Below are 15,253 nucleotides of genomic sequence, written 5' to 3' on the forward strand. Positions count from 1 at the left end.
CATCACCGCCGGGCCACGGCACCACCGTCACCGGCTACACGGTCACCGCCCAACGATCACCGGCGACCACCCCACCCCCACCGGTGACGCCACCACCGTCACCGGCCACCGCCCGACCGCCGGAGGCTACGGCACCACCGTCACCGGCCACCGCCCCGCCTTCACCAACCGCACCGCCACCGAGCCGATGATCCGGTGCCCCGCCTGCTCCGAGGCGCCCACGATGACCGCGTCGGCCTTGAGTTCGTCGGCCGCCTTGACCAGGCCGCCGTAGGGGTCGCCGCGGAACGTGTGGAATTCCCAGCGGATGTCGAATATCCCCTTCACGCGCTCGGTCTCGTGGCGGATCTGGGCGACGAGGTTCTCGGCGATCTCGTCGGTCGTGTCGGCGACCGGTGCCCCCATGGCCGCGCCCGCCGCCAGCACCGGCTGCACGTACACGAGGGCGAGCAGCGCGCCCTGCCGCCTGGCCAGGCCTGCGGCGTAGGACGCGGCCCGGAGGGAGGAGTCGGAGCCGTCGACTCCGGCCACGATCACCTTGGGCCCGTCCGTGCCCCGCTCGAACTGAGTTGAGTGCTGTTCCGTCACGGCCGTGAGGTTATCGGAACCCGCAGGTCCTGAACCCGCCCGGGAGCGCTCGACGGGCGCGCCGCCCGCCCTGTTCCTACAGTCGGAACCATGACTGCCACGGTGGAGGCCGCCAGGCCCAAGGACACCAAGGGTCCGATACGGCCGCCCGGCAACGGGTTCCTCAGCCGGGTGCCCGAGGGTTTCGCGACCTTCTTCGGCGCCCTCGGCCTGCTCTGCGTCCTGCTCGCCTTCATCGCCCCGCTGCGCCGCGTGCTGCGCCCGGTGGTCCGCTTCCTCGACCTGCTGATCGTCCCCGTCAGCGCCAACCTCGCCTACGCCGTCTTCCTCTTCCTGCTGGCCGCCGCGACCGCCGCCCGCAAGAAGATCGCCTGGTGGCTGGTCGTCGTCTACCTAGGTCTGCTGGTCCTGACCGACGCCCTCGGCGTGGCCCTGGGCCTGTACGCCGAGTCCCTCCCGTCCCTGATCGTGTGCGTCCTGCTGCTGGTCCTGCTGATCGTGGCGCGCAGACAGTTCTACGCCGCCTCCCGCCGCGCGGCCGTCAGGCGGGCCCTCGCCGTCCTCCTCGTCGGACTCGCCGTCGCGGTCCTCGCCGGCTGGGGACTGGTCGCCCTGTTCCCCGGCACCCTGCCCACGAGCCAGCACCTCGGCTGGGCCGCCGACCGGGTCTGCGGCGGACTGGTCTCCGGCCGCTCCTTCGACGGCCGCCCGCCCCGCGCCCTGTACTTCCTCCTCGGCCTCTTCGGCGCGCTCGCCCTCCTCAACGCGGCCACCGTCCTCTTCCGCTCCCAACGCCTCGAAGCGGCCCTGCACGGCGACGAGGAGGACCGCATCCGCGCCCTCCTGAAGGCCTACGGCGGCCACGACTCCCTCGGCTACTTCGCCACCCGGCGCGACAAGGCCGTCGTCTTCTCGCCCAGCGGCAAGGCCGCCGTCACCTACCGCGTCGAGGCCGGTGTCTGTCTCGCCAGCGGTGACCCGGTCGGCGACCGCGAGGCCTGGCCGCACGCCATCGCCGCCTGGCTCGACCTGGCCCGCCGCCACGGCTGGGCCCCCGCGGTGATGGGCGCGTCCGAGGACGGGGCGAGAGCCTTCGCCCGCGCGGGACTTGGTGCCCTCCAACTCGGCGACGAGGCCATCCTGCACGTCGCCGACTTCGACCTCGCCGGCCGCGACATGCGCGTCACCCGCCAGGCCGTGAGCCGGGTCCGCCGCGCCGGTGCCACCTGCCGCATCCGCCGCCACGCCACCCTCACCGACACGGAGATGGAGGAGGTCGTCGACCGCGCCGACGCCTGGCGCGACACCGAGACCGAACGCGGCTTCTCCATGGCCCTGGACCGCCTCGGCGACCCGGCCGACGGCGACTGCCTCCTCGTGGAAGCACTGGGCGAGGACGGCAAGTTGCTCGCCCTGCTCTCCCTCGTCCCCTGGGGCAGCGACGGCGTCTCCCTCGACCTGATGCGCCGCGACCGCACCGCCCCCAACGGGGTCATGGAGTTCATGGTCGCCGAACTCTGCGCAGCAGCACCGAAGTTGGGCGTCCACCGCATCTCCCTCAACTTCGCCGTGTTCCGCTCGGCCTTCGAGGAGGGCGCCCGCATCGGCGCAGGACCGGTCCTCCGCCTGTGGCGCCGCCTCCTGCTGTTCTTCTCCAAGTGGTGGCAACTAGAGGCCCTTTACCGCTCCAACGCCAAGTACCACCCCGAGTGGTACCCCCGCTTCATCTGCTACGGCGAGACCGCCTCCCTGGCCCGGATCAGCCTCGCCTCCGGCATCGCCGAGGGCTTCGTCTCCGTACCGTCGCTGCGCCAACTCTGGGGAAAGGGGCACCAGAAGAGCGGACCGCGGCCCGCGACGACGGCAGGTCTGCCGTCCCTGTCGGCGCTCGGCCTCGACAGCGAGGACGAGGCCGACGGCCCGGAGAGCGGCCTGCCCGAACAGGTCCGTGTCCGGCACCACAAGCTAGACCGCCTCCGCGCCGCCGGCATCGACCCCTACCCGGTCGGCGTCCCGCAGCGCACCCACACCCTCGCCGAGGTCCGCACGGGGGACCAAGTCACCGTCGCCGGGCGGGTGATGCTCGTGCGCGACCTCGGCGGCATCGTCTTCCTCGCCTTGCGCGACTGGTCCGGCGACCACCAACTCGCTCTCACCCGGGCCGAGTCGGGCCCCGACCTCGACCGCTTCACCGCGGACACCGACATCGGCGACCACATCACCGCCACCGGCCGCGCGGGTACCAGCGACAAGGGCGAGCCCACCGTCTTCGTCACCTCCTGGCAGCTCACCGGCAAGTGCCTGCGCCCGCTGCCCGACAAACACCGCGGCCTCACCGACCCCGAGGCCAAGGTCCGTATGCGCTACCTCGACCTCGTCGCGAGCCCGGAGGCCCGTGACGTCGTCCGCGCCCGCTCCACCGCCGTACAGGCCCTGCGCCAGGGCCTGTTGGAGCGCGGCTACCTGGAGGTCGAGACCCCGATGCTCCAGCAGATCCACGGCGGCGCCAACGCCCGCCCCTTCACCACCCACATCAACGCCTACGACCTCGACCTCTATCTGCGCATCGCCCCCGAGCTGTACCTGAAACGGCTCTGCGTCGGCGGCATGGAGAAGGTCTTCGAGATGGGCCGCACCTTCCGCAACGAGGGCGTCTCCTACAAGCACAACCCCGAGTTCACGATGCTGGAGGCGTACCAGGCGTACGCCGACTACGACGTGATGCTCGACCTCGTCCGCGAACTCATCCAGGGTGCCGCGACCGCCGCCTTCGGCTCGCCCGTCGCCCGCAAGGACGGCCAGGAGTACGACATCTCCGGGACCTGGCCCGTCAAGACCGTCCACGGCGCGATCTCCGAGGCGCTCGGCGAGGAGATCGACGCCGACACCGAACTGGCCCGCCTGCACCGGCTCTGCGACCGCGCGGGCGTGCCGTACGGCGCCGACGACGGGCGCGGGGACGTCGTACTGGAGATGTACGAACGGCTGGTGGAGGAGCCGACCCGGCTGCCCACCTTCTACAAGGACTTCCCGACCGACGTCTCCCCGCTCACCCGCCAGCACCGCACCGACCCGCGGCTCGCCGAACGCTGGGACCTGGTCGCGTTCGGCACCGAACTCGGCACCGCCTACTCCGAGCTGACCGACCCCGTCGAGCAGCGCCGCCGCCTCACCGCGCAGTCGCTGCTCGCCGCCGGGGGAGACCCCGAGGCGATGGAACTGGATGAGGACTTCCTCGACGCCCTCGAATACGCGATGCCGCCCACAGGGGGACTCGGCATCGGCGTCGACCGACTCGTCATGTTCCTCACAGGTCTGACGATCCGTGAGACCTTGCCGTTCCCCCTCGTCCGGCGCCGCTGAGCGCGCGAACACTGAGCTTCTTCAGCGTTGCCGCTCCAGGGTGAGGATGGCTTTGGCGATTGACGTCATGCGGTTTGGGCTGCATCGGGATCTGCGGAAGATCTGCCAGGACTTCAGGCGTGCGACGCCGCGTTCGACCGGTGCCCGTGCCGCGGCCAGGGCCCGGTTGAGGGTCTTCTCGGTGAGGGTGAGTTCCTGCAGGGGCCTGCGTTTGATGCCCGTGGTCACCCAGGGGCCGCCGCCCTGGTAGGCGAGGTCGGCCAGGATGGGGACGCCTTGGCGCTCGCAGATGCGGATGATCCGGTGGGTGCGGGCAGCGGTCAGGTCGTGAGCCCGGCCGGGCAATGCGGGCGAGAGCCACAGCAGCCGGCCAGCCGGGTCGGTGACCACCTGCACGTTCACTCCGTGCCGGCGGTGTTTGTGGGAATAGTCGGCCCGTCCGTCGCCGACCCGGTCGCATTCGGCGAGCGTGCCGTCCAGCAGGACGAAGTCCGCATCGGCCTCGCGCAGGACTTTCAGCAGACCCGGCGCACGTTCGGCGAGCAGGCGGATGACCGTGCTGGTGTAGGCGTGGGCGGTGGACTCGCTGATCCCGAACCCGGCAGCGATCTTCGCCAGGGTCGTGTGTTCGCGCAGGTACACCAGTGCCACCATCGCGCGCTGGGACGGGCGGAGCTTGCAGCGCCGGTCACCCTCACGGGTGACGATGAGCATCGTGACCCACTCCACGAGCGCATGGGGCAGGTCGAGTGCGGCAGGATAGATGACCAACGAGGCCCCCGAGCAGCGTGGTTGAGACGTCAGACATCTCGATCAACAGCCCGGGGGCCTCGCTCGTTGCGCTTCATGGACCGTCACCTGATCGGTGGCCAACTCGAAGAAGCTCACTGGGCCGGGCGGGTGTTTTCCTGCCGCCGCACCGGTGTTGCCGTGGGGCGCCGGGGCTCACGCGGGCGACTGATGAGTCATGAAGAAGGATCAGTTGCTCACGCGCCGACGGGCCCTGCTCGCCGGCGCCGCTGCCGTGGGGGCGGCCGGCACCGCCGGTCTGCTGTACTCCGGACTCTCGGACGACGCCCCGGCCCGGGTCACCGCTCCCGCCGCCGGGCCCCCACCGCTCCTCACGCGCAAGCCCTCCTCCTACCGCCTCCAGCCCGTGGCCGGATACGGCGCGCCCCACACCACCCCCGCCCACGTCCCGGTGCGGCACGAACCCTTCCTGCGCATGTCCGGACGCGGCAACACCATGGTCCTGACCTTCGACGACGGACCCGACCCCCGCTACACCCCGCACATCCTCGACACCCTCGCCGAGTACGACGTCCGCGCCACGTTCTTCGTCTGCGGCGAGATGGCCGACTGGAACCGGGATCTGCTCGCCCGCATGTCCGACGAGGGCCACGTCGTCGGCAACCACACCTGGTCCCACCCGCTGCTCACCAAGTTGACCCGCGGTCAGATCCGCTCGGAGATGGAACGCACCAGTGACGTCATCGAGGACGCCTACGGGGAGCGCCCGCAGTGGTTCCGCGCCCCCTATGGCGCCTGGAACCGGGCCACCTTCCAGCTCGGCTCCGAGATGGGCATGGAACCCCTCGCGTGGACCGTCGACACCCTCGACTGGGACACCCCCGGCGTCCCGCACATCGTCAACGCGGTCGAGGACGGCGCCGCCCCCGGCGTCGTGGTGCTCTCGCACGACGCCGGGGGCGACCGGACCCAGAGTGTGAAGGCGCTGCGCGAATACCTGCCGCACCTGCTGGACTCCGGTTACCACATGACGCTGCCGCGCCGCCGCACCACCACCTGACGGGTCTTCGCCCGCCCGGCCGGGGAACGCTCAGCGGACCTCGACCAGGCGGGCGAAGACGACGACGTTCCCGTCGTAGCCGTTCTGCTTGGAGAAACCGCCGCCGCAGGTGATGACGCGGAGTTCCGGAGTTCCCTTGGACGCGTAGACGCGGTCGCCGGGGAAGTCCTTCTTCTCGAAGACCTCGATGCCGTAGATCTCGAATACGGCCGTCTTTCCGTCCTTGCGCTCGACCTCGACGCGATTTCCCTTCTTGAGGGCCCCGAGTCCGTAGAACACGGCGGGGCCCATTTTGTTGTCGACGTGGCCGACGACGACCGCCGTGCCCTTTTCGCCGGGGGAGACGGCGCCGGTGAACCAGCCCGCCAGATTCGGGTCCTCCGGCGGCGGGGCGCCCACCCAGCCGTCCGCGTCCAGGCCCACCGGCATGACCGGGGCGTCGACCCGGATCGCGGGGATCCGCACCCGGTCGGCGACGGAGTACGGCAGCGGGGCCGGGACCTTGCCGAACGTGGTGTGGCCGGTGCGGGCGTCCGCGGCGGCCGCCGTCGCCGGCTGGGGCGGTCCCACGTCGAACTCCCCGGAACCATTCCGAATGAGCGCGAGACCGGTCAGCAGAACAAGCGCTATCACTCCCCACGGGGCGCGCTTCTTCTGCCGCTCCTCCTCTTCGGCAAGCTCGGACAGCTCCGACGCAGACATTCGCCATCCCCTCTCGACGCGGCCGTCGCCCCGTCAATCGCGCATACGAGAACGCTAAGTCCCGAAGCCGGAACCGGCGACGGGGAAAGCGCGAACGGGTGGCCCGGACATCCTTATGTGCGCCATACGAGTTGACGCCCGCAGGAATTTTCTGACGGTCCGTGACCTGCGGCAATATCCGATTGTGCGCTTTTCCTTCGGCGTGTCCTCTCACCAGGACGGACCATTCTCGAAATGCGGGCGCGTGCAAGGCATCTGAGGGTGCGTCTGGGAGGCGTTTTCTCGCCGATCGACCGGGGACGGGTCCCGGGGCGCCTTCCGCGGAGGATGACATGCGTACAACTCGTGCCCTGGCTGCCGCCGGTGCCGCGGTGGCCGTCCTGGGGCTCGCCGCCCCGGTGGCCGTCGCGGACGGCATGGGCGCCAGCCCCAGCAACATCGTCGCCCTGCCCAGCGTGATCGCCCGCGGCGGCCAGCTCACCGTCACGGTCGACGGCTGCTTCAGCGGCGGCAACGCCATGGCGACCTCACCGGGGTTCGAACGCCCCGCCAACCTTTCCCTGCTCGGCAACTCCGGTACGACGTCCAGCGGAACGGCCAGGATCAGCCGGTCGGCCACCCCGGGCTCGTACAGCATCACGGTCCGCTGCTCCAACGGTTCCTCGCTGACCCGTGACGATGCCTACACCGTCATCGGCGGTGTCCGCGGCGGGCTCGGCGGCAGCAGCAGCGCCGGGGCGACCCCGACCGACATGGCGATCGGCGGCGGCCTGGTCGCCGCGGCCGTCGTGGGCGGCGGGGTGTTCTGGATGCGCCGCCGCACCGAGCGCGGGATCTGACCTCCTCCCCTTCGGAGTTCAGGCGCATGTGACAGGCCTTCGCCCCGGACCCTTGCGGGTTCCGGGGCGAAGGCCTGTGCGGGTGGCGGCCGTGGTCAGGCGCCGTCCTCTCCGGTACGGCGGCGCGAGAAGTGGTAGGCCGCGCCCACCGAACCCGCGATGAGGGCCGCGCCGATGCCGAGCTCCTTGAGGTCGAAGCCGGCGATGCTGCCGCCCTCACCGGCGCGGACCCCGCGGGGCATCTGCTGGGCCGGCTGGAGCGGCTGGATGTTGTTGTTCGTACGGCCCGAGGCGATGGTCAGACCCGTGGAACCGCTCACGCCGTCACACGTGAACGTCACCTGGTACACCGCGCCCGGCCTGGCGTCCCAGTCGACCATCGCCGACGCCGAGGACTGCCCCGGCGAGATCCTGACGGTGTCGAAGACCCCGGAGGAGACCGTGGCGGAGCCCTTGCAGCCGCCCTGGTCCCGGTCGAGCTGCAGGGTCACCTGGCCGCCCGCCGCGATCGTCGAGGGAAGGACGCTGAAGCCGAACGGCGTGATGTTGTGGTTGCCGTCGCCCTTCGCGACGGCGACCGGCGCGGACAGGGCGAGGGCGCTGATGCCCAGCAGTGCGGCCGAAGCGACGCGTATCGCGCGCATGGTGATTCCTCCGGGTCCCCGAGGAGCAGCAGCAGACCTTTTCCGCTTGCGCCGTAAATGCACCTCGATGACCGAAACGCTAGGAACATGTGTGCGCTCCCGCGATCGCAGTCGCGCGAATGGGGCAACGGTGTGGGCCGCACAGGGGACACCGTTCGTGCGACCGGGGGACGCCCGCGGCGTGGCGGACGTCCCCCGCTGACCGGCTCCGGTGAGGGGCCGTCAGTCCTTGAGGTGCGGGAAGAGGTTCAGGAACGGCTGCGCCGAGGCCGTGATACCGCGGCTGTACGGCGCGTCGAAGTCCCAGATCAGGAACAGCAGGAAGGCGATCAGCGCCGAGAACAGCCCGGCGAGGATCAGCTCCCGTGTCGTACGCCGGATCTGCAGCGCGAACACCATGCCGATGGTGATCACGGCCCCGGCGAGCAGCCCGAACCACACCACCGACGGCATGGTCGCCCCGGTGGAGTCCGAACGGGCGTTGCGTGCCGAGTCCACGGCGGTCACCTGGTCGACGAGCGGCTGGTAGGCCTGCGCCTGGAAGTCCGTCTTCGGCTGGTAGTCGGTGACGTCCGCGCGGATGCGCTCCAGGAGGTCGGTGCCGCGCTGGGTGAGCTTCTCGTGGTCGGCCATCGTCTTCCACTCGACGTCGACGACCTGTGAGACGTAGGCCTGGACGTCGGCCCGGACGCGGTCGCGTTCGTCCGCCGGGTAGACCCGCACCCGCTCCGAGATCTCGTGCAGCGCCTGTGCCTCCGCCTGTACGTGGTCCTGGGCGGCGCTGCGGGCCTCCCAGACACCGGCGATCGCGAGGCCCAGGACGATGGCGTACACCACGCCGATCCACATCGTCATGTACTCGATGACGTCCGGGGTCTCACTGGGGTCCTCGTCCTCGGACACCGAGCGTTCGCGCAGGAACGTGATGATGACGACGACGACGCAGGCCGCCGCCATCGCGAGGACGAGAACAAGCCATTCCGACAAGAGGTTCCTCCGGGGATCAGCGTGGACGCAGCGCGACGATGGCGACCACCGCGGGCAGGGTGATGAGCAGGACGTAGACGACCGGCGGCGTCCGGTTGGTGGCCGGCCGCGGACGCGGCTGGGCGTGGTACTTCGGATAACTCACCGGGGACGCCGAGGGATGCGGGGTGGGCTTGGGCGATGGCTTCGGCGTCGGAGTGGGAGTCGGCGTCGGTGTGGGCGTGGGGGTCGGGACCACCCGGGGCAGCGGAGCCGCCGGGGCCGGGCGCGGCGCCGGAGCGGGTGGTGGCGGGGTGGGCTTCGGGGTGGGCCGCGGCTTCGGCGTCGGCCTGGGTGTCGGGGTCGGGGTGGGCTTCGGCGGGGGAGGCGGCGCCGGAGCGGGCGGTGGCGGGGTGGGCGTCGGGGACGGGCAGGGCGGCGGCGGGGTCGGCTTCGGGCAGACCGGGGGAGTCGGCCAGTCGCCGCCGGCCACCGCCACCGCCTCCGTGCCGTCGGGCCCCGTCGAGGCGTACGCACACGCGTCGGCCGCTGCCAGGCCCGCCGGTGCGCCCGCCAGCAGCCAGGTCAGCGTCACCAGGGTCAACACCCTTGCGGCGAGGGCGGTTCGGGTCGGTTCGGGTCCATGCACGACGGAGATCATGAGGCCTCGCGGGCGGGGGCGCGCCGGGGCGCGGGAGGATTGCCCCGAAGGAGTGGAAGGCGGCGTACGGCCGTTTGACGAGCCGACCGTCGGACACGGCCGGATGCGCACGGGCGTACGAGACGGAGCCGCCGTGTCACAGGGGTCGGAAAGAAATTTGTGCGGCGGTTGAACACTTCCGTGGTCCCCACCCGTACCTAGGACCGTGCGGCGGCACAGACGGGCGCTGCAACATCCAGGTGATTATGGGGAGTTGACGATGAAGACCTCCTGGCGGAGCGCCTCACTCGCGGCGACGGCCGTGTCCGTCATGGCGTTGACGGCGGCGTGCGGTTCGGAAAACGTGACCACGCCTTCCTCTGCGGCACAGAACGTCGGTGCCACGGCGGCGGCCGGAGGTTACGGAAGCGTCGGCGCCACGGCGAGCGCCAGCACCGGTGCCGGCAACGGCTACGGAGCCGACGGCCAGCAGGCCGCCGCCGCCGAGCCCGCGGGCCAGCTGACCGTTGCCAACAACCCCGACCTCGGCAAGGTGTTGAGCGACGGCGCCGGCCTCACCCTCTACCGATTCGACGCCGACACGGCCAATCCCCCCAAGTCGAACTGCGACGGCGACTGCGCCACCGCCTGGCCGCCGGTTCCCGCGGACGACGCCACGGCCGGCGCCGGTATCGACAAGGCCCTCCTCGGCGAGGTGACCCGCACCGACGGCACCAAGCAGCTGACCGTCGGCGGCTGGCCCGCCTACCGCTACGCCAAGGACGTCAACGCCGGTGACGTCAACGGCCAGGGCGTGGGTGCCAAGTGGTACGCGCTCGCCCCCGACGGCAAGAAGGCGACCCTTGCCAGCCTGCCCGGTCTGTCCGTGAAGAAGGACGCCAAGCTCGGCGACATCGTCGTCGACAAGAACGGCCACACGGTCTACCGCTTCCTCAAGGACAAGGCATGGCCGAAGTCGGTGTCGAACTGCCTCGGCGACTGCGCGAAGAAGTGGCCGGCCGTCGGCATCGTCTCGGCGAACGACACCAAGGGTGTGCAGAAGAAGGGCCTCATGGGCTTCACCCGCCCCGACGGCGTCAAGCAGATGACCGTCAACTGCTGGCCCATCTACACCTTCTCCGGTGACACGGCCGCCGGACAGACCAACGGACAGGGCGTGGGCGGCACTTGGTACGCCGTCTCCCCTGAAGGCAAGCCGGTCGGCGCGCCCGCGGAGTAGCGAGAACCTCCCCAGGGTTGATCGCCCCCCGCCCACTCGGCACCCGAAACGCGGAAGGGAGGGTCGCGGGCAAGCGACAGAAATGCCGAACAACACAGCAGCGCGCGCGACCCCAGGTCCGCCCCCTCCGCACCGCACGGAGGGGGCGGGCCGCTTTGCCGTATTCCATGCAGCAATTCCGGCATTCTCCGCGCTTCTCCGCATGTCCCGCACGTCAATTCGGCACGTGCCACCGGCAATCAACGGGAACGGATGGTCAATTTCCGTTTCCGCTCGACCCTTTGGCGGGCGATCAGTAGCCTCAGCTCGAACACCGGATCGCCTACGCCTTGGAGAGATACATGGAGCGTCCCGCCTGGGCACCACGAAGCATCGACATCTCGGTGCCGAGCGTTTCGCGTATCTACGACTACTACCTGGGCGGTTCGCACAACTTCGAGGTCGACCGGGAAGCGGCCCGCAAGGCCATGGAGTTCCTCCCGGGACTTCCCAAGATCATGCAGGCGAACCGGGCGTTCATGCGTCGCGCCGTACGCTTCGCGGCCGCTGAGGGCATCACCCAGTTCCTCGACATCGGCTCCGGAATTCCCACCTTCGGAAACGTCCACGAGGTGGCCCAGGCGGCCAGCCCCGGCGCCCATGTCATGTACGTCGACCACGACCCGGTGGCGGTCGCGCACAGCCAGGCCGTCCTGGCCGGCAACGAGACCGCGGACGTCGTCGCGGCCGATCTCCGCAAGCCCCAGGAGATCCTGGCGAGCGCCGAGGTGCGGCGGCTGATCGACGTGAATCGGCCAGTGGCCTTACTTCTCGTTGCCATACTGCACTTCGTGGAAGACGCGGACGACCCGTACGGAGCGGTGGCACAGCTGCGCGAGGCACTCGCGCCCGGCAGCCTGCTGATCCTCACCCATGCCTCGTACGAGGGAATCCCGCTGCCACCGGAGCGGGCGGAGGGCGCGGTCGACGTGTACAAGGACATTCGCAATCCGCTGATCATGCGCTCGCGCGAGGAGATCGCGCGGTTCTTCGAGGGGTACGACATGGTGGAACCGGGACTGGTGCCGATGCCGGAGTGGCGGCCGGACACAGTGCTGGAGGACGAGGATCCGTACTCCTTCTCCGGATTCGCCGGCGTAGGACGCGCGGCGTGATCGCCGAGCCGGACGGGCCGGAGGGCAGACTGCGCAGGTTCGCGACCATCTGGAGCCGGGCGGTGTTCCCGGCGACCTCCACGTCGCTGACCCGGCCCGAGTTCGAGGAGCTTCTCCTGCCGCTGGCACGGCGGTTGAGCGAGGCGCTGCGCGCCAGGACCTTCGAGGCCGAGGAGGGCAAGGCGGTCGGCGCCGCCCTCGTCTCCGCGCACTGCACCGACCCCGACGCCCTCACCCGCACCCTGGAGTGCGTCGACGCCTACCTGGTGCTCTACTGCGGCGGCGACGGCTCCCAGGAGGACCTGCGGATCCGCTCGGCCCGCCTCCAGCACGCCATGGCCGCCGGCTTCGCCCAGGCACTGCGCGAGCGCACGCTGGCCGAGCAGGAGGCCATCTCCGTGGCCGCCCTCCAGGCCCAGGGCGTCGTCGCCCAGGCCCTGCACGCGACCGAGGCCCGCTTCCGCGCGGTCTTCGAGGGCGCGGCCATAGGTATCGGCATGGCCGACCTCGACGGCAACATCCTCCAGGTCAACGGCGCGCTGCTGCGCATGTTCGGCATCAACGACCAGACCATGAGCGGCCGCAACGTCCGCGAGTGGACCCACCCGGACGACGCCCCCCAGACCTGGACCCTCTACGACGAACTCGTCCGCGGCGAGCGCGAGCACTACCACGTCGAGAAGGCGTTCTACCGGCCTGACGGAACGGTCCTGTGGACCAACCTCACGGTCTCCCTGCTGCGCGACGCCGACGGCAACCCGCAGTACCAGCTGGCCCTCATGGAGGACACCACCGAGAGGCGGCTGCTCAACCTGCGGCTGCGCTACGAGGCGACCCACGACGCCCTCACCGGCCTCCCGAACCGCACCCTGTTCTTCGAACGCCTGGAGAAGGCGGTCGGCGCCGGCAACAACCAGCGGTTCGGGCTGTGTTACCTCGACCTCGACGGCTTCAAGACCATCAACGACAGCCTCGGCCACGCGGCCGGCGACCGGCTGCTCGTCGAGGTCGCCGACCGGTTGCAGTCGTGTGCGACCGCACCCGGCGAGATGGTCGCCCGGCTCGGCGGCGACGAGTTCGTCGCGCTGACCACCGGCCCCGACACCGAGCGCGAGGTCGACGAACTCGCGGGCCGCATCATGAACGCCCTGATCACCCCCGTCAGCATCGACGGCCGCGATCTCACCGTGCGCGGCTCCATCGGCATCGTCGAGGGCCCTGCCGGCGAGCGCGGCCCCGCGGAGGTGTTGCGCAGCGCCGACATCACCATGTACCGGGCCAAGTCCGCGGGCGGCAACCGCTTCGAACTCGCCGACCCGGAGGCCGACGCCCGCGCGATCACACGCCACGGACTGACCACGGCACTTCCGGCCGCCCTGGACCGCAACGAGTTCTTCATCGAGTACCAGCCGCTGGTCCACCTCGGCGACGGCAGCGTGCGCGGCGCGGAGGCCCTGGTCCGCTGGTTGCACCCGCAGCACGGCGTCCTGAGCCCCGACCGCTTCATCCCGCTCGCCGAACACACCGGCCTGATCGTCCCGTTGGGCCGCTGGGTCCTGGAACAGTCCGTACGCCAGGCCCGCGCCTGGCGCGAGACGTACGGCGACGACGTCCCCCTGCGCATCAACGTCAACCTCTCGCCCTGCCAGCTCACCCACCCCGGCCTGGTCCAGGACACCGTCGACATCCTGGAGCGCACCGGCGTCGCCCCCGACACGCTCTGCCTGGAGGTCACGGAGTCGGCGCTGATCGGCGCCGACGACGACCTCCTGAAGCCGCTGCGGCGCCTCGCCGAGATGGGCGTCGACATCGCCCTCGACGACTTCGGCACCGGCTACTCCAACCTCGCCAACCTCCGCCGCCTGCCCGTCAGCATCCTCAAGCTGGACCGCTCCTTCACCCAGAGCATGCAGCAGTTCCCGGCCGACCCCGTCGACCTCAAGATCGTCGAGGGCATCGTCTCCCTCGCCCACAGCCTGAACCTCGCGGTGACGGTCGAGGGCGTCGAGACCGGCGCGCAGGCCGAGCAGTTGCGGATACTCGGCTGCGACACCGCCCAGGGCTGGTACTACGCCCGTCCGGGCCCGCCGGAGCGACTGCACGACCTGGCGCTGGTGGACGCGACGGGGTGAGGCGGTGACCCCGGGTACCGGTCTCGTGCGGCGCCTTCGCGGCGGCTGCGCGAGGATGGCCCGGGGCGGACGCACGGCGGGCCGGCGGACTGCCGTCCCGAGAAGCAGACCTCATCGCGAAGGAGCCGGACTCCATGAGCACCGAACTGCAGGGCCGGACCGCCGTGGTGACGGGCGCCAGCAAGGGCATCGGACTCGCGGTCGTGGAGGCGCTGGCCGGTGCGGGCGCGAGCGTCGTCGCCGGATCCCGTACGACCACCGAGGGGCTGGACGCGCTGGTCAAGGCGGGCTCCGTCACCTGGGTGCCGGTCGACCTCGGGGAGCGCGGCGCGGCCGAGCGGCTGATCGAAGCGGCGGGCGGGCGCGTCGACGTCCTGGTGAACAACGTCGGCACGGCACCGCCCCGCACCGGCGGCTTCCTGTCCGTGACCGACGAGGACTGGCAGCGCACCCTCGACCTGAACCTCCTCACGGCGGTACGCGTCACCCGCGCCGCCCTCCCGCTGATGCTGGCCGCCGGCCGGGGTTCCGTGATCACGATCGGCTCGGTCAACGCGACGCTGCCCGACCCGCTGGTCATCGACTACAGCGCGGGCAAGGCCGCCCTGGTCGCCTTCTCCAAGGCCCTGTCCAAGGAGGTCGGCCCGAAGGGCATCCGCGTCAACACCGTGAGCCCCGGCCCGGTAGAGACGGAGCTGTGGCTCGGCGGCGGCGGAGTGGCCGAGACCGTGTCGGCCGCCACCGGCCTCACCCCGGCCGAGGTCGCGGCCCAGGCCGCCGGCGCCACCGTCACCGGCCGCTTCTCCAAGCCCGCCGAGATCGCCGACGTCGTCCTCTTCCTCGCCGGCGACCGCGCCGCCAACCTCACCGGCAGCGACCTGGTGATCGACGGCGGACTCATCCCGACCTGGTGAACCTGCCAGGTGCCGACGGTCGATGAACTCCCGTACGGCGCCGCCCGGTTGCCACTGCTTCTACGGCGGCTGCCACAACCGGCATCGGCACTGGCGACCGGGTGGAACCACGTGGCCCACCGCTCCCGCAGCACCGGCCACACCTGGCGCCCGAGCCGACGCCCGGGTGGGCCTGCGAGGCCGACGGCTCCGACCCGCACCTGCCACGATCGGCATCAGCCGTAGCGCCCGGGTGAGGCGCTGCGGCCCACGGCATCCGCG

Annotated in this window: 13 protein-coding genes; 7 read left to right on the forward strand and 6 right to left on the reverse strand. The window is 70.9% G+C overall.

The annotated features are described in order from the left end of the window. Window positions 1–126: 126 nt before the first annotated feature. The gene (locus OG496_RS48050; protein ID WP_033279042.1) at window positions 127–588 is read right to left on the reverse strand and encodes a universal stress protein; all 462 of its coding nucleotides are present in this window, start codon (window positions 586–588) and stop codon (window positions 127–129) included. Window positions 589–678: 90 nt separating this feature from the next. On the opposite strand from OG496_RS48050, the gene lysX reads away from it, so the two are divergent. Further along, on the forward strand, window positions 679–3,951 hold the full coding sequence (lysX, locus tag OG496_RS48055; protein ID WP_405975388.1) for a bifunctional lysylphosphatidylglycerol synthetase/lysine--tRNA ligase LysX: 3,273 nt from the start codon (window positions 679–681) through the stop codon (window positions 3,949–3,951). Window positions 3,952–3,972: 21 nt separating this feature from the next. On the opposite strand, the gene OG496_RS48060 is transcribed toward lysX, so the two are convergent. After that, a complete protein-coding gene (locus tag OG496_RS48060) occupies window positions 3,973–4,722 on the reverse strand; it encodes a transposase family protein (protein WP_405973125.1) in 750 nt (249 codons plus the stop codon). A gap of 196 nt (window positions 4,723–4,918) precedes the next feature. On the opposite strand from OG496_RS48060, the gene OG496_RS48065 reads away from it, so the two are divergent. Continuing rightward, on the forward strand, window positions 4,919–5,761 hold the full coding sequence (locus OG496_RS48065; protein ID WP_405975389.1) for a polysaccharide deacetylase family protein: 843 nt from the start codon (window positions 4,919–4,921) through the stop codon (window positions 5,759–5,761). 30 nt (window positions 5,762–5,791) lie between these two features. On the opposite strand, the gene OG496_RS48070 is transcribed toward OG496_RS48065, so the two are convergent. After that, entirely contained in the window at window positions 5,792–6,463 is a 672-nt protein-coding gene (locus OG496_RS48070) for a class F sortase (RefSeq protein ID WP_366491755.1), read from the reverse strand. Window positions 6,464–6,795: 332 nt separating this feature from the next. Here OG496_RS48070 and OG496_RS48075 point away from each other — a divergent pair, with 332 nt between their 5' ends. Continuing rightward, window positions 6,796–7,302: a hypothetical protein gene (locus OG496_RS48075; protein ID WP_366491754.1), complete on the forward strand. Its 507-nt coding sequence runs from the start codon at window positions 6,796–6,798 to the stop codon at window positions 7,300–7,302. 95 nt (window positions 7,303–7,397) lie between these two features. Here the strand turns inward: OG496_RS48075 and OG496_RS48080 are convergent, their stop codons facing one another. The 3 genes from OG496_RS48080 to OG496_RS48090 form a co-directional block, all read right to left on the reverse strand. Continuing rightward, entirely contained in the window at window positions 7,398–7,946 is a 549-nt protein-coding gene (locus tag OG496_RS48080; protein WP_405975390.1) for a hypothetical protein, read from the reverse strand. A 222-nt stretch (window positions 7,947–8,168) separates the two neighbouring features. After that, a complete protein-coding gene (locus OG496_RS48085; RefSeq protein ID WP_405975391.1) occupies window positions 8,169–8,933 on the reverse strand; it encodes a DUF4239 domain-containing protein in 765 nt (254 codons plus the stop codon). A gap of 16 nt (window positions 8,934–8,949) precedes the next feature. Then, window positions 8,950–9,561 carry a hypothetical protein gene (locus tag OG496_RS48090; RefSeq protein ID WP_366491751.1) on the reverse strand — a complete coding sequence of 204 codons (612 nt, stop codon included), beginning with the start codon at window positions 9,559–9,561 and terminating at the stop codon, window positions 8,950–8,952. Window positions 9,562–9,832: 271 nt separating this feature from the next. On the opposite strand from OG496_RS48090, the gene OG496_RS48095 reads away from it, so the two are divergent. From OG496_RS48095 to OG496_RS48110, 4 genes are all read left to right on the forward strand, one after another. After that, window positions 9,833–10,792 (forward strand): SCO0930 family lipoprotein, encoded by a 960-nt coding sequence (locus OG496_RS48095; RefSeq protein ID WP_366491750.1) that lies wholly within the window; start codon window positions 9,833–9,835, stop codon window positions 10,790–10,792. 341 nt (window positions 10,793–11,133) lie between these two features. Next, on the forward strand, window positions 11,134–11,946 hold the full coding sequence (locus OG496_RS48100) for an SAM-dependent methyltransferase (protein ID WP_366491749.1): 813 nt from the start codon (window positions 11,134–11,136) through the stop codon (window positions 11,944–11,946). Beyond that, on the forward strand, window positions 11,943–14,078 hold the full coding sequence (locus OG496_RS48105; protein ID WP_405975392.1) for a putative bifunctional diguanylate cyclase/phosphodiesterase: 2,136 nt from the start codon (window positions 11,943–11,945) through the stop codon (window positions 14,076–14,078). Before OG496_RS48100 ends, OG496_RS48105 begins: the two co-directional genes overlap by 4 nt. Before the next feature lie 134 nt (window positions 14,079–14,212). After that, on the forward strand, window positions 14,213–14,992 hold the full coding sequence (locus tag OG496_RS48110; protein WP_366491747.1) for an oxidoreductase: 780 nt from the start codon (window positions 14,213–14,215) through the stop codon (window positions 14,990–14,992). Window positions 14,993–15,253 lie beyond the last annotated feature (261 nt).

It is taken from the genome of Streptomyces sp. NBC_00988 (genome assembly GCF_045162645.1).
In the GTDB taxonomy this organism is placed as follows: domain Bacteria; phylum Actinomycetota; class Actinomycetes; order Streptomycetales; family Streptomycetaceae; genus Streptomyces.

Coding starts and splice junctions, on each gene's coding strand:
- lysX (WP_405975388.1), top strand. CDS start 679: ATGACTGCCACGGTGGAGGCCGCCAGGCCCAAGGACACCAAGGGTCCG.
- OG496_RS48065 (WP_405975389.1), top strand. CDS start 4,919: ATGAAGAAGGATCAGTTGCTCACGCGCCGACGGGCCCTGCTCGCCGGC.
- OG496_RS48070 (WP_366491755.1), bottom strand. CDS start 6,463: ATGTCTGCGTCGGAGCTGTCCGAGCTTGCCGAAGAGGAGGAGCGGCAG.
- OG496_RS48075 (WP_366491754.1), top strand. CDS start 6,796: ATGCGTACAACTCGTGCCCTGGCTGCCGCCGGTGCCGCGGTGGCCGTC.
- OG496_RS48080 (WP_405975390.1), bottom strand. CDS start 7,946: ATGCGCGCGATACGCGTCGCTTCGGCCGCACTGCTGGGCATCAGCGCC.
- OG496_RS48095 (WP_366491750.1), top strand. CDS start 9,833: ATGAAGACCTCCTGGCGGAGCGCCTCACTCGCGGCGACGGCCGTGTCC.
- OG496_RS48100 (WP_366491749.1), top strand. CDS start 11,134: ATGGAGCGTCCCGCCTGGGCACCACGAAGCATCGACATCTCGGTGCCG.
- OG496_RS48110 (WP_366491747.1), top strand. CDS start 14,213: ATGAGCACCGAACTGCAGGGCCGGACCGCCGTGGTGACGGGCGCCAGC.